Source organism: Stenotrophomonas geniculata (assembly GCF_034508895.1).
Lineage (GTDB): Bacteria > Pseudomonadota > Gammaproteobacteria > Xanthomonadales > Xanthomonadaceae > Stenotrophomonas > Stenotrophomonas geniculata.
The window spans coordinates 1914176-1932985 of record NZ_CP140571.1 but is presented as its reverse complement, the minus strand read 5'-3'; the positions used below and the strand labels follow the sequence as shown (position 1 = coordinate 1932985).

The 18810-nt window shown below is 68.7% G+C and carries 14 protein-coding genes; 8 read left to right on the top strand and 6 right to left on the bottom strand.

Annotated elements, in window-relative coordinates; all coding sequences use genetic code 11:
• Positions 1-3 precede the first annotated feature (3 nt).
• Positions 4-2043 carry an FUSC family protein gene (locus RI032_RS09010; protein ID WP_126560701.1) on the top strand — a complete coding sequence of 680 codons (2040 nt, stop codon included), beginning with the start codon at positions 4-6 and terminating at the stop codon, positions 2041-2043.
• Between the two features lie 94 nt (positions 2044-2137).
• Positions 2138-2536 (top strand): hypothetical protein, encoded by a 399-nt coding sequence (locus tag RI032_RS09005; protein ID WP_322548162.1) that lies wholly within the window; start codon positions 2138-2140, stop codon positions 2534-2536.
• Positions 2537-2808: 272 nt separating this feature from the next.
• Here RI032_RS09005 and recD read toward each other — a convergent pair whose 3' ends face one another.
• From recD to recC, 3 genes are read right to left on the bottom strand one after another with little or no spacing between them, the layout of a single operon-like run.
• Positions 2809-4692 carry an exodeoxyribonuclease V subunit alpha gene (gene recD, locus RI032_RS09000; protein ID WP_322548161.1) on the bottom strand — a complete coding sequence of 628 codons (1884 nt, stop codon included), beginning with the start codon at positions 4690-4692 and terminating at the stop codon, positions 2809-2811.
• On the bottom strand, positions 4689-8369 hold the full coding sequence (gene recB, locus RI032_RS08995; RefSeq protein WP_322548160.1) for an exodeoxyribonuclease V subunit beta: 3681 nt from the start codon (positions 8367-8369) through the stop codon (positions 4689-4691). Before recB ends, recD begins: the two co-directional genes overlap by 4 nt.
• The gene (recC, locus tag RI032_RS08990; protein ID WP_322548159.1) at positions 8366-11713 is read right to left on the bottom strand and encodes an exodeoxyribonuclease V subunit gamma; all 3348 of its coding nucleotides are present in this window, start codon (positions 11711-11713) and stop codon (positions 8366-8368) included. Before recC ends, recB begins: the two co-directional genes overlap by 4 nt.
• A gap of 189 nt (positions 11714-11902) precedes the next feature.
• On the opposite strand from recC, the gene RI032_RS08985 reads away from it, so the two are divergent.
• From RI032_RS08985 to RI032_RS08960, 6 genes are read left to right on the top strand one after another with little or no spacing between them, the layout of a single operon-like run.
• Positions 11903-12691: an ABC transporter ATP-binding protein gene (locus tag RI032_RS08985; RefSeq protein ID WP_322548158.1), complete on the top strand. Its 789-nt coding sequence runs from the start codon at positions 11903-11905 to the stop codon at positions 12689-12691.
• Positions 12691-13440: an MlaE family lipid ABC transporter permease subunit gene (locus RI032_RS08980; RefSeq protein ID WP_005414955.1), complete on the top strand. Its 750-nt coding sequence runs from the start codon at positions 12691-12693 to the stop codon at positions 13438-13440. The genes RI032_RS08985 and RI032_RS08980 overlap by 1 nt, the downstream gene beginning before the upstream one ends.
• Positions 13441-13499: 59 nt before the next feature.
• On the top strand, positions 13500-14024 hold the full coding sequence (gene mlaD / locus RI032_RS08975; RefSeq protein ID WP_010487482.1) for an outer membrane lipid asymmetry maintenance protein MlaD: 525 nt from the start codon (positions 13500-13502) through the stop codon (positions 14022-14024).
• Positions 14021-14683 (top strand): MlaC/ttg2D family ABC transporter substrate-binding protein, encoded by a 663-nt coding sequence (locus tag RI032_RS08970; RefSeq protein WP_010487479.1) that lies wholly within the window; start codon positions 14021-14023, stop codon positions 14681-14683. The genes mlaD and RI032_RS08970 overlap by 4 nt, the downstream gene beginning before the upstream one ends.
• On the top strand, positions 14673-14984 hold the full coding sequence (locus RI032_RS08965; protein WP_032128488.1) for an STAS domain-containing protein: 312 nt from the start codon (positions 14673-14675) through the stop codon (positions 14982-14984). The genes RI032_RS08970 and RI032_RS08965 overlap by 11 nt, the downstream gene beginning before the upstream one ends.
• Position 14985: 1 nt before the next feature.
• On the top strand, positions 14986-15999 hold the full coding sequence (locus tag RI032_RS08960; protein ID WP_109814697.1) for an MlaA family lipoprotein: 1014 nt from the start codon (positions 14986-14988) through the stop codon (positions 15997-15999).
• Between the two features lie 85 nt (positions 16000-16084).
• Here the strand turns inward: RI032_RS08960 and RI032_RS08955 are convergent, their stop codons facing one another.
• From RI032_RS08955 to RI032_RS08945, 3 genes are all read right to left on the bottom strand, one after another.
• Entirely contained in the window at positions 16085-16630 is a 546-nt protein-coding gene (locus RI032_RS08955) for a glutathione peroxidase (protein ID WP_053443763.1), read from the bottom strand.
• A 126-nt stretch (positions 16631-16756) separates the two neighbouring features.
• On the bottom strand, positions 16757-17155 hold the full coding sequence (locus RI032_RS08950) for a hypothetical protein (protein WP_053443764.1): 399 nt from the start codon (positions 17153-17155) through the stop codon (positions 16757-16759).
• Positions 17156-17226: 71 nt separating this feature from the next.
• The gene (locus RI032_RS08945; RefSeq protein ID WP_029380156.1) at positions 17227-18783 is read right to left on the bottom strand and encodes a DNA recombination protein RmuC; all 1557 of its coding nucleotides are present in this window, start codon (positions 18781-18783) and stop codon (positions 17227-17229) included.
• Between the last annotated feature and the right edge of the window lie 27 nt (positions 18784-18810).

Genomic DNA, 18810 nt, shown 5'->3' with positions numbered 1-18810 from the left:
GCCATGAACGCGCTGACCGACCGCCAGGCCTGGCTGTTCTCGATCAAGACCTACCTGGCCGCGGTGGCCGCGCTGTACATCGCCATGGCCGGCAACCTGTCGCGCCCGTACTGGGCGATGGGCACGGTGTACATCGTCAGCCAGCCGCTGCTGGGCCCGACCCGTGCCAAGGGCGTGTACCGCATCGTCGGCACCCTGGTGGCCGGCCTGGCCACCCTGCTGGTGCTGCCGGCACTGGTGGAAACGCCGCTGGTCCTGAGCGCGGCGATGTCGATCTGGCTGGCCGGCTGCCTGTTCATGGCCCTGCTCAACCGCGGGCCGCGCGGCTACGCGTTCCTGCTGGCCGGCTACACCACCGCCTTCATCGGCTTCCCCGCAGTGACCTCGCCGGAAACCATCTTCGACACGGTGGTGGCGCGCAGCGAGGAGATCATCCTCGGCACGGTGGTGGCGGTGCTGTTCGCCTCGCTGCTGTTCCCGGCCTCGGTGCGCCCGATGCTGCGCGCCCGCATCGGCAACTGGATGGAGGACGCCGCGCAGTGGTGCCGGCAGATCCTGGAACGTGGCCGTGCACACGCGCCACGCAACCGGTTGGCCGCCGATCTGGTGCAGTTCGAGGCGCTGATCGAATTCCTGCGCCGCGATGATCCACGCCATGCAGGGTCGGCGGTGTCGATGGAGCGCCTGCGCGAGCGCATGCTGCTGCTGTTGCCGGTGCTGTCCTCGATCGCCGACCGCCTGAGTGCGCTGCGCAGCGATGGCCAGGCGTTGCCGGAAGGCCTGCCGGAGCTGATCGACGACATCCACGACTGGCTCGACGGGCCGACCAATGCCAGCGAGTACGCCCGCCTGCGCGCGCGCATCAGTGCGCTGAAGCCGCAGGTGGACCGCGACCTGCAGCACCTGCAGCTGGCCAGCCTGCTGCTGCGCCTGGAAGAACTGGTGGACCTGTGGCAGGACTGCCGCACCCTGCAGCATGCCATCGACCACGGCACCGCGCCGCTGGACCGCGCGCACTACCGCATCCGCACCGAACGCGTGGCCGCCGACAAGCACGTCGACTACGGCATGGCGCTGTTCTCCGCGCTCAGCGCCGGCGTGGCGCTGATGAGCTACTGCGTGCTGTGGATCGCGCTGGGATGGGAAGGCGGCGGCAACGGCGCGATGATGGCCGCGGTGACCGCCGCGTTCTTCGCCGCACAGGACGATCCGGCACCGAGCATGGTGTCGTTCCTGGTGTGGGCGATGGTCGCCTCGGTGGTGGCCGGCGTGTACCTGTTCGGCGTGTTCCCGGCCGTGCACGACTTTGGCCTGCTGGCACTGGTGCTGGCGGTGGCGTTCCTGCCCCTGGGGCTGATGCTGCACCACCCCAAGAGCGCGTTGTTCGCGCTGCCGCTGACAGTGAACCTGGCCGCGCTGCTGAGCCTGCAGAACACCTACAGCGCCAACATCCAGACCTTCCTCAACTCGTCCATCGCAATGTTCATCGGCATTGGCTTTGCGGTGGTGATGACCCGCCTGTTCCGTTCGGTGGGTGCCGAATGGACCGCGCGCCGGCTGGTGCGGCAGGGCTGGACCACGCTGGCCGAAGCCGCCGAAGGACGTGGCCAGCAGGACCGCCAGCGCTTCGCCGCGCGCATGCTCGACCTGCTGGGCCTGCTCGCACCGCGCCTGGCGGCGACGCCCGAGGGCAGTGACATCGCTTCGGTGGACATGCTCAATGAGGCGCGCATCGGCCTGAACATCCTGCAGCTGCGCCGTGCGCGGCTGGAGCTGCCCGAGCGCAGCCGCGAAGCGGTCGAGCACATCCTGGAAGAGATCGCCGTGCATTACCGCCGTCAGATCGCCGCGCGCAAACCCATTGTGGCGGCCGAGGCGCTGCGTGAGCGGCTGGATACCTCGCTGGGCCGGGTCGGCAGCGTGGGCGCCTGCAAGGCCCGCGACGAGGCGCTGATGGGCCTGATCGGCCTGCGCTTCGCGTTGTTCCCGGAGGCGAAAGCGTTGGCGCCGGGATGGGTAGGCGCCGAATCGCCGTCCGTGTAATGCGATCCGCCGGGCGCGGCCCGGCGCTACCATCGTGGTTCGGTAGCGCCGGGCCATGCCCGGCGGCCACTCGCGATCCCCACAGGACGGTTCAATGAGTTACGACATGATGGTGTTCGAGGCCAGCGCCGCCCCACGTGAGGCGGCGGCTTTCATCGCCTGGTTCGAAAAGCAGACGCAGTGGAACGAGCGCCACGAGTATGACGACCCGGCCGTCAGCAGCCCGGCGCTGCAGGCGTGGTTCACGGAGATGGCGCGGGACTTCCCGCCGTTGAACGGCCCATTGAGCAACGACGATGACGATCGTGCCGAAGTGACCGAGTACAGCATCGGCCACCAGGTGATCTATGGCGCATTCGCCTATTCGGTGGCCGAGCGCGCGCATGGTCGCGTGCAGGACCTGGCCGAGAAGCACGGCGTGGGGTTCTTCGATGTGAGCGCTGATGAAGCGGCGATCGTGTTCCCCGATGGCCTGGTGCTGATGCCGGAGTAGGTATGGCGGCAGGGCTGCGCCCTGCACCTGCCGAATCAACTTCAACGGCAACGTCAAAGGCTGGCATTCCGTGGGATGGCGGGGTGGGCCCGGTTGCGGGGGACGCTGCACGCCCCCGCAACCGGACCCACCCCGCCTTCGACAGTTTCCCGCGATCTGTCGGAATGGCATGGCTTGCTTCTGGTGGGTGTCGACCTTGGTCGACACGGTAGATCCACGCCATGCGTGGATGAAGGTGTGCGTTGTGATTGGAGGAATTGGAAGGACTGAGGTCAGAACAGCTGGCCCTGCACCGTCGGTTCTTCGATCGGTATCGATGGTGCTTCGATCACGCCTTCCGCACCCAAGCGCCAGGCCAGGCCACCCACTCGACTGGCGTGGCGTTTCAATGCGGCCTGCAGCACCTCTGCGCTGCCTGCTACGTGCAGGCGCTGGCGGGCGCGGGTCAGGCCGGTGTAGACCAGCTCGCGCGACAGCACGCGGCTATCCTGGCGTGGCAGCTGCAACCACACTTCGTCGAACTCCGAGCCCTGTGCCTTGTGTACGGTCATCGCGAACGCGCTTTCGTGCGCGGGCAGTGCGGCCGGGTGGAAGGCGCGTGGCTGCTCGACGGTATCGCCGGGGAACCAAGCCACCATCGCGCCGCTGCCATCGCGCAGGCAGATGCCGATATCGCCGTTGAACAGGCGGTGCCGGTAGCTGTTCTCGGTGACCAGCAGCAGGCGGCCCTGGAAGTAGCCCGGGGTGTTGCCGGCCAGCAGCTGTTCGATGCGGCTGTTGAGCCCGCGCGCGCCCTGCGGGCCTTCGCGCAATGCGGTCAGCACGCGCAGGCGCCCGGCCTGCTGCAGGGCACTTACCGGATCAGCGGCCTCGGCCAGCGCGCGCCAGTGGCCGAGCAGATGCTCGCGTTGGCCACGCAATGGATCGGCTTCGCCTTCATGGAAATGCACGCCAGCCAGTGAACCGCCACGCAGCAGCTGCAATGCGGTGCTGCTGTCGCCTTCGCGCACGGCATGCGCCAGCGGCGCCAGGTCCAGTGCATCACTCTGACGGTAACCGCGCTGCAGCTGCACGCGGCGGCCAGCAAAGGCGCGTGGTGCCGCCTGCGGCTGCAAGGTGGCCGGCGCCAGCAGTCCATGCAGTGCCTGCGCGTCGTCGGCGCGGGTGCCGATGCCATCGCCGCTGGCGCGCAGGATCGCGCTGAGTACGTCGCCGGCTTCCACCGACGGCAGCTGGTCCGGGTCGCCGAGCAGGATCAGCCGGGTGCCACTGGCGATCGCATCGACCAGCTTGGCCATCATCGGCAGATCGATCATCGACGCTTCGTCGACCACCACCACATCCACCGGCAGTGGATTATCAGCGTGGTGGCGGAAGCGCGGTGAATCGGGAATCACGCCGAGCAGGCGATGCAGGGTGGTCCCGGTACTGGGCAATGCCGCGCACAGCGTCGCATCCACTCCTTGTTCCTGCAGACGTTGCACGGCTACGCGAAGGCTCTCGGCCATGCGCTCGGCAGCGCGACCGGTCGGCGCGGCCAACGCCACCTCGGGCAGCGGCGGGCCGGCATGCCGGGCCTGCGCCGCCAGCAGCAGCAACAGGCGCGCGATGGTGGTGGTCTTGCCGGTGCCGGGGCCGCCGGTGACCAGTGCCAGCGGATGGCGCAGGGTCACGCCGGCTGCGCGTGCCTGGTGATCTTCACTGTTCAATGCCTGCGGGAACAGCTGCGCGAACAGCGGCGCCAACGCCGTCATGTCCGGCGCCGGCAGCGGATGCCGGCCGATGCGCTGCAGCCCGGCCGCCAGCTGGCGCTCGTACTCGCGATAACGGCGCAGGTAGAGCAGGCCGTTCTCCAGCACCAGTGGCGCATCCTCGGCGATGGCGTCGGCCTGCTCCGGCGTCGCTACCCAGGGCGATGCGCGCAGCTGCGCCAGCCAGTCGTGCGCGGCAGGCCACTCGGGCACGCCTTCCAGCAACCGCTGCGGTTGTGCCGGATCGAACGCGGCGTGGCCCTGCGATACCGCCAGCGAGGCCAGCGCCGCCGCCAGCGCCACACTCTCGGGCGTGTCGTCGCGCAGCCGCTGCAGGCTGGTCGCCAACGCGTGATCAAGGGTGCGCAGCTGGCCCTTCTGGTGCAGTTCCTTCAGCAGGCTCATGCGCTGGCTCCACGGGCACGTGCGGCCAGTTCGGCCTGGGCCTGCTCGCCACCGGCAAACAACGCATCCAGTGCCTCCACCAACGCCAGCGGGAAACGGTCCACATGCACGCCATTGCCGGTGCCATCCAGGCCGCGGCAGAACAGGTAGCGGATGCCGCCCATGTCACGTTCGTAGTCGTAGGCCGCGCCCAGGCGGAAGCGCAACCAGCGATGCAGGGCCACGGTGTAGATCAGCGCCTGCAGGTCGTACTCGCTGTGCCGCATGGCAATGGCCAGCAGGTCCGGGCTGTAGCCGGGCAGGCGGTTGGACTTGTAGTCGAGCACGTACCAGCGCCCGTCGCGCACGTAGGTCAGGTCGATCATGCCGGTCATCAGCCCTTCCAGGCGGCGACGCTGGCCGAAGCCTCGACGACCACTGGAAACGCCGTGCGCATGAAGGACCTGCAGCAGCCCCGGCACCGTGGTCGGTTCGATGGCGAAATGGAAGTCGATTTCTGCGCGGCGCTCGCCTTCACCCAGGCTGTGCAGCGCACCGCCTTCGGGCAGCGGCACGGTCAGCGTGTGGCCAACCAGCGGCACCAGCACGGCCACGCCGTCGTCCAGATCGACATCGGCATAGCCTTCGTCGTGCAGCGCCTTGCGCAGCACCTCGGCCTGGCCCTCAGGGGCTTCCAGGCCCGGCTGCCAGTCCGCCCATGCAGCAAAGTCGACGTTCTCCATCGCCTCATGCAGCACGTTGCCGAAGCGACTGCCCATGAAGCGCGGATCGAGCGGGGCGTTGTCCTCGGCGGCCGCGGTGGGTTCAGGCAGCGCCGGTTCCAATGGCAGTTCCGGGCCGGCCGGTTCGTCGGCGGCCGGTGCCGGCAGCTCGGTGGCGGCCGCTTCGATATCGCTGCCAACGCCTGCATCTGCGTGGGCCAGCTGGGTAAAGCTGTACACCCACCAGTCGTGCGGCACGCGCCGGGTCAGTGCACGCACGGCTGGAAGCTCACCTTCCACTTCGGCCGCCAGCTGCGGCAGCGTGGCCGGCGCCTCGCTGTCATCGATGTGCACATCGGCGAGCGCGCGCAGCGCCTGCAGGTCACCCAGCAGCGGCGCCAGCCGCGTCTTGCCGAGCCCGGCCAGATCACCCACGGCGATCCACAGCGCATGCTCGGCGCGGGTCAGTCCCACATACAGCAGGCGCGCATCCTCGGCGCGCTGCTCGCGTTCGCGCTGCGCGGTGGCCGCTTCCCAGGCCTCGTCCTTGTCCAGCTTCCAGTGCAGCTGGCGCTGGCCGCCCACATGCACCGTGCAGTGCGAGGCCGTGTTCGGTGCGCCGCCGTCGATGCCGACGAAGGGCAGAAACACCAGCGGATACTCCAGGCCCTTGCTCTTGTGCAAGGTGATGATCTGCACACGGCGCGCGTCCGATTCCAGGCGCAGCAGCTGCTGCTCGTCATCCTGGTCGGCGCTGGCCATCTGCCCCTGCAACCAGTCCAGCAGCCCGTGCATGCCCAGCGCCTGCGCGGAGGCTTCCTGCAGCAGTTCACCCAGCTGCAGGTAATTGGTGAGGCGGCGCTCGCCATCGATCAGCGCCAGCAGACGCTCGCCCTGCGCGGCACAGACATCGGCGATCACCGCGAACGGCCCGCCGCGCTGCCAGCGCTCTCGCCAGTGCAGCAGCTGCGCTTGGAACCCACGTTGCAGGTCGCCCTCGCGTTCCATCGCCGCAATCGCACTTGCGCGCTGGCCGAGCAGTACCGTGGCCAGCGCTGCGCGCAGGCGGCCCTCGTCGGCCGGTTGCAGCAGTGCCAGCAGCAGCGCACGCAGATCACGCGCTTCAGGCGTGGAAAACAGGCTCTGTTTGCCGGCTGCCACTGCCGGAATGCCGACCGCGGCCAGTGCGCGCTGCACCAGGGTGGCCTCGCGATGCGAGCGCACCAGCACCGCGATGTCACCGGGCTGCACCGGGCGCCCACGCAACACGGCATTGCCCGCACGCGCCTCGACCAGGATCTGGTGAATCGCGGCCACGCAGGCCTGGGTCGCCGCATCGCGCGAGGCATCGGCGCTCATCGCCTTGTCACCGCCACTGCGCAGCACGCGCAGGGTGAGCGCCGCGGCGGCATGGCCGTCGCGCTGGTAGTCCGCATCGCTGCGCACGCCACCGGGCCGCACCGGCTCGAACTGGATGTCGCGTTCGAGGAAGGCGTCTTCGCCGGCGTTGTCGTACAGCGCCTGCAGCGCGCGCAGCACAGCGGGTCGCGAGCGGAAGTTCTGGTCCAGCACCGGCGCCTGCTGCGCCACCTGCTTGGCCTTCAGGTAAGTGTGGATATCACCGCCGCGGAAACCGTAGATCGCCTGCTTGGGGTCGCCGATCAGGAACAACGCCGGTGCCAGGCCCAGCTCGCGCACCTCCGGCGAATCACCGAACACGGTGTGGAAGATGCCCCACTGGCGATCGTCGGTATCCTGGAACTCATCAACCAGCGCGATGCGGTACTGCGCGCGCAGCTGCCTGACCAGCGTCAGTCGCTGCGGGCCTTCCAGGGCGAGCGCTACGCCATCGATCAGATCGTCGTAGGTCTGCACCCGGCGGATGCGCTTCAGTGCCTGCAGCCGCTGCGTGGCGTCGGCGCGAAGCGCGTGCAGGAAATTCAATGCGGTGGCACGCAACCAGGCATCGCGTTCGGCCAGCAGCACGACATAGCGCCCCAACGGTGCCTGCAATGGCGACGACGGCGTGCGCTCGGCGAATTTCTTGTTGGTCTTGGCGGCCAACGCCTCCGGCAGCAGCGCCGGCAGGCGTTCGCTGATCAGCAGCTCGCGCGGGTCGGCGCGCTCGGCCCAGGCCAGCAGCTGCCGGCCCAACGCATGCAGCCAGCCCAGCTTGTAGGACACGCCGTTGAGCCACTTGTTGTCGACCGCATCGCAGAGGTCGATGAAGAACTGCTCGCCGTGTTCGCGTACGCGTGCAGACAGCTCTTCCGCCGCGCCCTGCAGGGCCATATGCGGATCGGGCAACGCCACCGGCTGCGGCAACGGATGCAGTGGCGGCGCGGCCAGCAGCGCGCGCAGATCGGCGGCCAGCGCGTCCGGGTTGGACCACAGCCAGGTCAGCGGCTCCAGCGTGGCCGGGTCATTGGCATGCACGCGCCATAGATCCGCTGCCAGTTCCTCCAGCAGCTCGCGGTCACTGGCCAGCAGTTCCGGCGGGTCGAAGGTATGGCCGCTTTCCAGCGCATGCTCGCGCAGCACGCGGGTGCAGAAGCCGTGGATGGTGAAGATGGACGCCAGATCGATCTCGTCTGCGGCCACCTGCAGGCGGCGCTTCAGTGCGGTGGCACTCTCGGAGCCGCTCTGCAGATGGCGCTGCAGGACTTCGCGGGTCAGGCATACATCCGGCGCTTCTCCCTCGGCCGGTTCCAGATCGACCAGGCGTGCGGCCAGCGCCAGGCGCTCGCGTATGCGCTTGCGCAGTTCCTGGGTGGCGGCGTCGGTGAAGGTCACTGCCAGGATCTGGCCGATGCGCAGGCCCTGCTCCACCACCAGGCGGGTGAACAGCGTGGCCAGGGTGAAGGTCTTACCGGTGCCGGCGCTGGCTTCGATGAGGCGGATGCCGTCCAGCGGCAGGGCCAGGTAGGGATCACGGCTGAGGGATTCGATGCCGTCTTCGGCGATGGCGGTGCTCATGCGTTGCCCTCCTGGCGTGCTTCGGCGCCGAGGGTGCGGCCTTCGCGCACCGCGCTGAAGACCACCTGGCTGTTGCGCAGCAGGTCGGCATAACTGGCATCGGTGGCGAACGGGTCTGCGCCGCGCAGCAGCAGCTGCCAGGCGTCGCTGCTGGATTCACCCCAGGTGCGGTCGCTGCCGTGCCATTGCTTCCAGCCTTCGCTGCGCTGTTTTTCTGTCGGCGCGTTGTACAGCACCCAGCCGGTGTACGGGGCAAAGCGCAGCGGCTCGCGCAAGCCACGCTGGCGCAGCTGCAGCAGCGCACGCAGCGCCGCGCGCGCCGCCGGAACGCTCAATGCCGGCAGCACATGCGGGCCGGGGCCGGCATCGCCGCCATCGTGGAACTGCACGAGGCGCAGCGCGTCGCCAGCGGCGTTGGCCAGCAGCCAGTCCAGGCCCTGGCGGATCACTGCATTGCCATTGAGCGTGCCGGCACGCAGGCGCACCAGCCCTTCGGGATGCCGATCGGCCACGCGGCCATGCAGGCGCACGCCATCGATGTCCACTTCGTAGCGGCGGCTTTCCAGTGGATCGCCCTGCATCCAGCCCAGCAGCGCACTGGCATACGGGCGTGTCTTCAACTGCTCCACCTCGAACTGGCGCTGGCCCAATGGACCTGACGGCAGCAGGCCACGCGCGCGCAGCCGCGGGTACAAGGGCTCGGTATCGCCGCTGAGCGTGGCGCGTACCACCGCCGCCTGCACGCTGCGCTTTTCCGGCCCGCGCGACGACAGCACCAGCGGTTCCAGGTCATCGACCTCCTCGACATCGTCGGCCAGGCGCAGGCCCAGCGACTGTGCGAGGAACTGCCCGGCCGGGTCGCACAGGAAGCGGCGCAGGGTATCGAGCGCGACCTCCTCTTCCACCGCATCGTCGAGCGGCGGCGGCAACGGTGCATCGAACCATGGCTGCAGGCCACCGCGCTGGCCGGTCAGGCGCCCGGCGGCCGGATGCCACTGGCGGCGATAGCTGAAGCGGCGTGGATCGCCATCACCGAACGCGGCTGGCGAGAACGGCTGCAAGGCGTGACGCACGGTGAAGTCGCGGACCGCCGCAGGCGGATCGAGGTGATACGCGGCGGCGGCATCGATCAGTTCGCTGACCAGTACCGACGGCTCACGCACGCTGCCATCGCGCGGATCGGCGCCGAGATAACTGAGATAGAACACCTCCTGCGCGGCCGCGAACAGCTGCAGGAACAGGAAGCGGTCATCCTCGCGGGTGGAGCGGTCGCCCGGACGGCGGCGCGGCGTATCCAGCTCGGCGGTGAGCTGGTTGAGACCGGCGGCAGGGTCACGGCGGGGGAAATCGCCATCATTGAGACCGAGCACGCAGATCACCCGGAACGGCAGCAGCCGCATCGGCACCATGCGGCCGAAACTGATGCCACCGGTCAGCAGCGGTGCGCGCGTATCGGCCTCCCCCAGTACGCCGGCGAAGTGCGAACGCACCACCTCCGGCGGCACGCCGTCTTCGAAACCAGCCTTGGCGGCATCGTCGGCGAACTGGTTGAGCAGCTTGCGCAGGCGCTCCAGCGCGCGCTGGCTGTTGGGCGAGCTGGGCGCGGTGGGCAGCAGTGCATCCAGCAGCGACAGCAGGCGCTGCCGCCACTGCGCCGGGGTCAGCAGCTCGCCGAGGCGACGCTGATAGATCGCCAGCACGCGCAACAGGCGCAGCAGCCGGTCCAGCGCGTCCAGCGCGCCGCCTTCCAGTTCGATCCACGGCGCCACACCGGCCAGGTCAGCCTCACTGCCGGTGGCATGGCCGAGTACCACGCGATCCAGCGCGAACTGCCAGGTGTAGGCGTCGTCGGCCGGTGCCTGGTGCTGATTGCGGTGCTTCGCATCCAGGCCCCAGCGTGCACCGGCCTGCTGCAGCCAGCCATGCAGGCGATCGAAGTCCACCGCTTCCAGCCCGGCCGCTTCGGCCAGCGGCGCGCTGGCCAGCAGGTCCAGCACTTCGTTCAAACCAAAGCGCGAGACCGGCAGGCCCAGCAGATGCACGAACACATCGGCCAGCGGCTCGCCCGCCAGTGGACTGCTGTCGGCCAACGCATACGGAATGTGCTCCTCCTCGCCGCCGCGACCGCCGAACACGGCTTCCAGGTACGGCACATAGGGATCGATGTCCGGTGCAAGCACCGCGATCTCGCGCGCCTGCAGCGGCGGGTCGAAGCGCGGATCCTGCAGCAGGCTGCGCAGCTGGTCGTGCAGCACCTGCAGCTCGCGCAGCCGGGTATGGCAGGCGTGCACCTGCAGGCTGGGGTCGTCACTGCGCAGGCCTTCGCGCAGCTCGCCCGAGGGCAGTGCGCGGCGGTGGAACAGATCGCGCTGCAGGCGATGCAGCAGGCTGTCGGACAGGCCGCCTTCGTCCAGGGTCGGCCGGGTGTCCTCCTCCGGATCGGAATAGGCGGCGATCTCGCCGGCCGGATGCACCACCTCGTAACTGCCCAGCACCGCCATGAAGTCGCGGCCGGCCGCCCCCCAGGCTTCCAGCAGGCGGTTCTCGCCGGCCGCTTCACCGAAGGGATCGGGGGCGCCGCTGCGCAGGCGCTCGGCCAGCGTCTGCAGGTCGCCCCAGTACGACTGAACCGGGGTGGGCATGTAGAAGTGCAGCTCGCCCACCCGGGCCTGGGTGGCCATCACCCGCAGCACGTCGGGCGAGATGTTGAGCGTCGCGAACGCAGACATGCGCGGCGGCAAGCCTTGCGGCAGCGGCTGGCCGGCGCCTTCGAAGCGGTCCAGGTACTCCTGGATGCGGCGGGCGCGATAGTCGTGGCCCCGGGTGATGGTGCGCCACAGGATTGCCTGCGGATCGGCCGGATCGGCCCCCGCCGCCCAGCGCAGCAGCCAGTCACGCCGCCAGGCCTGGTACTTCTCGAACACCGAGGCCAGCTCGCCGGCCAGCGCCCACGGCTTCAGAGCATCATCGCCGGCAAGATACGACTGCAGCGCGCGCATCGGTGGCTGCGCCAGCACCGACGGATCGCGCAGCGCCTGGTACAGCTTCCAGTGCAGGCCGGCGGCGTCCAGATCGTCCTGCTCACCGCTGACGTTGGCCTTCAGCGCGCGCGCCACGAACTCGCCCGGGGTCAGGAACTCGAGGTTGGCAGCCACGCCGAACTCGGCCGCCAGTGTCGCCTGCAGCCAACGCCGCATCGCCACCTGCGGGATCAGCACCACTTCCGGCGCCAGCAGCGGCTGGCCCGGTACCGGCGCACGCACGTTGCGCGCCAGCAGCGCGGCCAGCACGTCCAGGGAGTTGGAATGGTAGAGGCGGAAATCGCTGCCTGGGTCACTCATCATGCACAGTGTGCAGGACGGCAGGCAGTATTCAATGGTCAGCCCATCGCCGGTACGGATTGTTCCGGGCTGCCGGGCGATTGTCCCGGCCTGCGCGAGGCCTTGCCGTGCAACAATACTGGACCGTCCAGTCTGCTTATGTTCAGCCGACGGGCCCGATCCTTCGATGTCTAAAAAACGTTAATGGTGCCCATGTCGGCTTCCTCCTCCAGTCTGGTGCAGTTATCCAACGTCCGCATCGACCGGAGCGGACGCACGATCCTGCGCGACGTGTCGCTGCAGGTGCCCAAGGGCAGCATCACCGCGGTGCTCGGTCCGTCCGGCAGCGGCAAGTCGACCCTGCTGGCGGCGCTGACCGGCGAACTGCGCCCGGTCGCCGGCGAGGTCACCCTGTTCGGCAAGCCGATCCCGCATGACAGCGGCGCGCTGCTGGAAATGCGCAAGAGCGTGGGCGTGCTGTTGCAGGGCAACGGCCTGCTGACCGACCTCACCGTGGCCGAGAACGTCGCCCTGCCGCTGCGCACGCACACCCGCCTGCCGACCGCCGTGCTGCGCCGGCTGGTGCAGATGAAGCTGCATGCGGTGGGCCTGCTGGCCGCCGCCGATGCCTGGCCGCGCGAGCTGTCCGGTGGCATGGCGCGCCGTGTGGCGCTGGCCCGTGCACTGGCGCTGGACCCGCCGCTGATGATCTACGACGAGCCGCTGACCGGGCTGGACCCGATCGCCTCGGGGGTGATCATGAGCCTGATCCAGCGCCTCAACCACAGCCTGGGCCTGACCAGCATCATCGTCAGCCACCACGTGCACGAGACCCTGCCGATCTGCGACCAGGTGATCGCGATCGCCAATGGCGGCATCGTGTTCCAGGGCACGCCCGAGGCACTGCAGTCCAGCCAGGACCCGCTGCTGCAGCAGTTCCTGCACGGCCAGCCCGATGGCCCGATTCCGTTCGATGCCGCGCCACGCGCGAGGGTTGCCTGATGCCGTTCGTCCAAGCCACCCGCTCGCTTGGCCGCGCCGGCCTGTTCTCGCTGACCGTGCTGCGCGGTTCGCTGCCCACGCGTGATTTCCTGGCCGAGCTGACCCGCGAGATCTACAAGATCGGCGCGCGCTCGCTGCCGATCATCGCCGTCGGCGGTGCCTTCGTCGGCCTGGTGCTGACCCTGCAGGGCTACCGCACGCTGACCACCTTCGGCGCGGCCGACGCGCTGTCGACCCTGCTCGGCCTGTCGCTGTACCGCGAGCTGGCACCGGTGCTGACCGCGCTGCTGTTCATCGGTCGCGCCGGCAGTTCGATCGCCGCCGAACTGGGCCTGATGCGTGCCACCGACCAGATCAAGGCGCTGGAGCTGATGGCGATCGATCCGGTAGCCAAGGCGGTGGCGCCGCGCTTCTGGGCGGCGGTGCTGACTGTGCCGTTGCTGACCGGCATCTTCTGTTCGCTGGCGATCAGCGCCAGCTACTTCGAAGCCGTGCACGTGCTGGGCCTGGACAACGGGGTGTTCTGGTCGGCGCTGCGCAACAGCGTGGACTTCTGGGACGACTTCGGCGTGGCAATGCTGAAGTCGGCGATCTTTGGCGGCACTGCCGCGCTGGTCGCTGCCTACGTTGGTTTCCATGCCGAGCCGACCATTGAAGGCACTTCGGTGGCGACCACCCGTGCGGTGGTCAACGCCTCGCTGCTGGTACTGATGTTCAACTTCGTGCTGTCGGCAATGTTGTTCACCTAACCCCTCCACCGGCGGTGCGCAGGCGCGCGCGGCCACCACGACTCGATCAGGTAATCCACATGGCCATCCGCGGTCCCAGACTCGAATTCTCCGTCGGCGCTTTCCTGCTGCTGGCCCTGGCCTCGCTGATGGTGCTGGCCGTGGCCTCGACCAACCAGCGCTGGAGCTGGGGCAGTGAAGGCTATGACCTGAAGGCGCGCTTCTCCCAGGTCGGCCAGCTGCGCAAGCAGGCGCCGGTGAAGATCGGCGGCGTCACCGTCGGCCAGGTCGCGTCGATCGACCTGGACCCGGTGAAGTTCGAATCGATCGTGACCCTGCGCATGGACAGCAAGGTCAAGGACCTGCCGGCGGACACCTCGGCCGGCATCTTCACCAGTGGTTTGCTCGGCGAGAGCTATATCGGTCTGCAGCCGGGCGGTGATCCGGACGTGCTGAAGGCCGGCGACGAGATCGTCTTCACCCAGCCGGCAGTGGACCTGATCCAGCTGGTCGGCAAGTACATGTTCAGTGGCGGCGCCGGTGGCGGCGCTGCTCAGAAGCCCAACGATGGCGCGCAGGCGCCTGCAACGGAACCGCAACCATGAAGATGAAACTGATTCCGGCCCTGCTCGCCTCGGCGCTGCTGGCGGCCACCCCGTTCCTGGCCCAGGCCCAGGCCGCCGCGCCTGCCGCTGCCGCAACGCAGAGCCAGGCCGGCAAGGTGGTGATCGATGCCAGCAGCCGCATCCTGTCCACGCTGCAGCAGCGCAAGAGCGAGTTCACCAGCAACCCGGCCAGCCTGCGCAGCTACATTGACAGCGAGCTGACCCGCACCTTCGACCGCGACTACGCCGCGCGCCTGGTGCTGGGCCCGCACGCCCGCGGCGCCTCCGACGCCGACATCAAGCTGTTTGCCGATGCCATGGCCGACAGCCTGATGCAGCGCTACGGCTCGACCCTGCTCAACATCCAGGGCAAGCCGAGCTTCCGCCTGAAGGGTGAAAGCCCGCTGCCGGGCAATCGTGGCGTGCGCGTGAGCACCGAACTGGTGCGTGCCGGCAACGAGCCGACCCCGGTCGAGTACTGGATGCGCAACGTGAATGGCCAGTGGAAGATCTTCGACGTCAACATCGAAGGCATTTCCTACGTGCAGACCTTCCGCAACCAGTTCGATACCCCGCTGCGCCAGAAGGGCATCAAGCAGGTGGCCAACGAACTGCACAGCGGCAGCATGCAGGCCGGGCCCGCGGGCAATGGCAAGTAACGCACTGGCGCTGCTGGAAGGCGACACCCTGCGCCTGCGCGGGGTGCTCGACCGTGCCGCGGTGATCGCGCTGTGGCCGCAGCTGCAGGCCCTGCCGGCGAAGCTGTCACGGCTGGAGCTGGGTGAGGTCGAACGCGTGGACAGCGCCGGCCTGGCGCTGCTGGCCGAACTTGCCGCACGCGCGCGCAAGAGCGGTCACCCGCTGGCAGTCTCCGGCGCGCCGGCCGGCTACAACGAGCTGAGCGCAGCCTACCGGCTGTCGCCCGACCTGGATTTCAACGCTACTTCTGCTGCGAGCTGACATGAACGTCGTACGCACTTTCCCCCTGATCGTCCTGGCCACCGCCCTGACCGCCTGCGCCGGCAAGCCCGCACGCAGCGATGCACCGGCAGCCAGTACCGTAGTCCCGGCCAGCACCATCGCCGAGGCCTCCGCCCCCACCGCCGATGCCGCTACGGTCGATGCCGCGCCGGCCGCAGCCGTGGTTGCCGCACCTGCACCGGCCACGCCACCATCCGCACCGGCCCGCAGCGCCGACACCGATGCGGCCAGGGCCGCAGCGGCGACCGCCCCCGGTGGTGATGAAGACTTCGATGCCCTCTATGGTGGTGCCGGCAACACCGGCAGCGCGGCGGCCTACGATCCGTGGGAACCGTTCAACCGCAAGGTGCACACCTTCAACAACGCGGTTGACCGCGGCATCGCGCGCCCGCTGGCCACGGCCTACACCCACGTGGTGCCACGCTTCGCCCGCACCGGCGTCAGCAACTTCTTCAGCAACCTGCGCGCACCGGTGACCATCACCAACCAGCTGCTGCAGGGCCGCGGCGCCGATGCGTGGGACAGCCTCGGCCGCTTCCTGATGAACAGCACGCTGGGTATCGGCGGCCTGTTCGATCCGGCCAGCAAGGCGATGGTACCGCGTCGCAATGAGGACTTCGGCCAGACCCTGGGTGCCTGGGGCTGGCGTCGTTCGCGCTACGTGGAACTGCCGTTCTTCGGCCCGCGTACCGTGCGTGATGTGTTCGGCCTGGCCGGTGACATTCCGCTGTCGCCGATCCGCCGTATCGAAGAGGACAAGATCCGCATCGGCCTGCAGGGCCTGCAGCTGGTCGATACCCGCGCGCAGCTGCTGGCGATCGACAACCTGCGTGACACCGCCGTGGACGAGTACTCGCTGGTACGCGATGCGTGGATGCAGCGCCGCAACTACCAGATCGAGAACGATCTGCGCAGCAAGCGCGACCGTGGCCACGACGATGCCAATTCGCCGATCCCGGTCGATGCCATGCCGATGCCGAACTGGAGCAACTGACCGCTGCAGCCCGTGCATGAAAAAACCCCGCCTCGGCGGGGTTTTTCTTTTCCGGTAGGTGCCAACCCTGGTTGGCACGCTTTCCTCAGGCCGCCAGCGCGGCCTCGATGGCTTCGCGCAGGCGCGCGTCATCGGCAGCCACGTCCGGGGCGAAGCGCGCGATGACCTTGCCGTCGCGGCCAACCAGGAACTTCTCGAAGTTCCACAGCACCGCCGGTGCTGCGTGGATCGGAATCTCCTTGCTCGCCAGGCGCTCACGCAGCGGGCCTTCGCCGATCGACTGCGGCTGGGCGGCGGTCAGCTGCTGGTACAGCGGGTGGGTGTCATCACCGGCCACGCTGATCTTGGAGAACATCGGGAAACTGACATCGTAGGTGAGCTGGCAGAACTGCTGGATCTCCGCCTCGCTGCCCGGCTCCTGGCCGAGGAAGTTGTTGGCGGGGAAGCCCAGCACTTCCAGGCCCTGCGCGTGCTTTTCCGCATACAGCGCCTGCAGGCCTTCGTACTGCGGAGTGAGGCCGCACTTGGAGGCGACGTTGACCAGCAGCAGCACCTTGCCCTGGTAGTCGGCAAGCGAGGACGGCTTGCCGTCGATGGTGGTGAGGGAAATGTCCTGGATCGGGGTGCTCACGCGGGGGCTCCGGCAACAGCGGGGAATGGCCCACCAGCATAGCGCCGCGCGCGCGGTTGTAGAGCCGAACCCACGCTCGGCTGATGCCACAGCAGCCGAGCGTGGGCTCGGCTCTACAGGCAGGATTCAATCCACGCAGATCGTGCCCTGCGCCTTGCCCTCATCAATGCGCTGGCGGCATCCGAAGTTCTGGCGCACATCACGCTGGCAGGTCCCGGTGGCGACGCTGCCGACAGTCACCTCGCCGCCGGCCAGGCACTGGCCCATGCAGTCGCTCTTGCGGCTGCAGGCCTTGCCGGCGTCGGCGTAAGGAATCACGCACTGTTCGCGCTGCAGCCGGCCCAGCCGCTGCAGGGTGCCGCCAGCGGCCTGGCAGTCGACGTCGCGCGCTTCGCGGTACGCCTCGGCCGCTTCGGGGCTGGTGGCTGCGGCGGATGCCGCCGCCGTATCGGCAGCCGGTGGTGTGCTGCTGCAGGCGGCAAGCAGCGCGGTCAGGACTAGGCTGGTGAAGCGGCGCAGGCGCATGACGATACCTGATCGAAGCGGACAGGCCGCCAGCATACGCATCGGCGATGCAGGCGGCGTGTCAGCGTGGCTCAGGCCTCGTCGCCGTCGCCTTCACTGCCCTCGTCCTCGGCGGCCGCATCACCCTCGGCCAGATCGCCGAGCAACGACTGTGCCTGTTCGGACGCCAGCGACTCCACGCCACGCAGGCGCCGTTCGATGGTGCGGGTCTTGCGGCTGGCCTCGCCGATGCTGCGACCCACCGTGGTGATCTGCTTCTCGGCCTTTTCGAGGATGCCGGCGAACTTGCCGAACTCGCTCTTCACCGCACCCAGCAGGCTCCACACCTCGCTGGAACGCTGCTCGATGGCCAGCGTGCGGAAGCCCATCTGCAGGCTGTTGAGCAGCGCGGTGACCGTGGTCGGGCCGGCCACCACCACGCGGTGCTCGCGCTGCAGCAGGTCGACCAGGCCCGGGCGCCGGATCACTTCGGCATACAGGCCCTCGGTGGGCAGGAACATCACCGCGAAGTCGGTGGTGTGCGGCGGCGCGATGTACTTGTCGCAGATCGACTTGGCCTGCACGCGCACCGCGCGTTCAAGCTGGATGCCCTGCAGGCGCACACCCTCGGCGTCTCCCTGTTCCTGCGCGTCCAGCAGGCGCTCGTAGTCCTCGCGCGGGAACTTGGAGTCGATCGGCAACCACACCGGCGTGTCGTCGCTGCTGCGGCCCGGCAGGCGCACGGCGATATCGACCATCTCGCCACTATCCGGGCGCACCTTCACCGCACGCGCGTACTGCTCCTGGGTGAGCGTCTGCTCGAGGATGTTCTCCAGCTGTACTTCACCCCAGCTGCCACGGTTCTTGACGTTGGTCAGCACGCGCTTGAGGTCGCCGACGCCGGTGGCCAGCTGCTGCATTTCGCCGAGGCCACGCTGCACCTGTTCCAGGCGCTCGGAGACCAGCTTGAAGGAATTGCCGAGCCGCGTTTCCAGCGTGGACTGCAGCTTCTCGTCCACGGTGTGGCGCATCTGCTCCAGCTTCTGCGCGTTGTCGTTCTGCAGCGCGCGCAGCTGTTCTTCCAGCGTCGTGCGCATCTCGGCGATGCGCTGCTCGTTGCGCTGGGTCAGTTCCTGCAGGCGCAGGCCAAGGCTTTCGGTCAGGCGCTGCTGCGACTGCGCGCCCTCCTCGCGGCCCTTGCGTGCATCGTCCACCAGGGTCTGGCGCAGCGCGCCGAGCTGGGTATCGGTACGCCCGGTGAGCTCCTGCAGCTGCTGGCCAAACGCATGGATGCGCGCTTCCTGCTGCTGGCCGAAGGTCTCCAGCTGGCCCCGCAGTTCCTGCAGCCGCTGTCCCATCAACGCCGCGCCCCTCTGCTGGCTCTCGGCCGCTTCGGCGCGCGCCTTTCGGGCATCTTCGCCCAGCGCTTCGCGCAGCAGGTCCAGGCGCTGGTCGGTGCGGGTGGACAGATCGGTCAGCGCGCGGGCGAAGCCATCGAGCTGTTCGCGCAGTTCGCTGCGCCCGGCGCGCGCCTCCTCCCGCACCGCCTGCTCCAGGCGGTCGTGCGGCGGGCGGCGCAGCAGGGCGACCAGCTGCAGGATGAGCACGGCCAATAGAAGACCGCCAATGAGCAGATATTCGGTTTGCATGGGGCAAGTGTAGGCTGGCCGAGTCTC

What these genes read in the sequence shown, in the direction of transcription:
- RI032_RS09010 (WP_126560701.1), top strand. Translation starts at nt 4, where the DNA reads ATGAACGCGCTGACCGACCGCCAGGCCTGGCTGTTCTCGATCAAGACC.
- RI032_RS09005 (WP_322548162.1), top strand. Translation starts at nt 2,138, where the DNA reads ATGAGTTACGACATGATGGTGTTCGAGGCCAGCGCCGCCCCACGTGAG.
- recD (WP_322548161.1), bottom strand. Translation starts at nt 4,692, where the DNA reads ATGAGCCTGCTGAAGGAACTGCACCAGAAGGGCCAGCTGCGCACCCTT.
- recB (WP_322548160.1), bottom strand. Translation starts at nt 8,369, where the DNA reads ATGAGCACCGCCATCGCCGAAGACGGCATCGAATCCCTCAGCCGTGAT.
- recC (WP_322548159.1), bottom strand. Translation starts at nt 11,713, where the DNA reads ATGATGAGTGACCCAGGCAGCGATTTCCGCCTCTACCATTCCAACTCC.
- RI032_RS08985 (WP_322548158.1), top strand. Translation starts at nt 11,903, where the DNA reads ATGTCGGCTTCCTCCTCCAGTCTGGTGCAGTTATCCAACGTCCGCATC.
- RI032_RS08980 (WP_005414955.1), top strand. Translation starts at nt 12,691, where the DNA reads ATGCCGTTCGTCCAAGCCACCCGCTCGCTTGGCCGCGCCGGCCTGTTC.
- mlaD (WP_010487482.1), top strand. Translation starts at nt 13,500, where the DNA reads ATGGCCATCCGCGGTCCCAGACTCGAATTCTCCGTCGGCGCTTTCCTG.
- RI032_RS08970 (WP_010487479.1), top strand. Translation starts at nt 14,021, where the DNA reads ATGAAGATGAAACTGATTCCGGCCCTGCTCGCCTCGGCGCTGCTGGCG.
- RI032_RS08965 (WP_032128488.1), top strand. Translation starts at nt 14,673, where the DNA reads ATGGCAAGTAACGCACTGGCGCTGCTGGAAGGCGACACCCTGCGCCTG.
- RI032_RS08960 (WP_109814697.1), top strand. Translation starts at nt 14,986, where the DNA reads ATGAACGTCGTACGCACTTTCCCCCTGATCGTCCTGGCCACCGCCCTG.
- RI032_RS08950 (WP_053443764.1), bottom strand. Translation starts at nt 17,155, where the DNA reads ATGCGCCTGCGCCGCTTCACCAGCCTAGTCCTGACCGCGCTGCTTGCC.
- RI032_RS08945 (WP_029380156.1), bottom strand. Translation starts at nt 18,783, where the DNA reads ATGCAAACCGAATATCTGCTCATTGGCGGTCTTCTATTGGCCGTGCTC.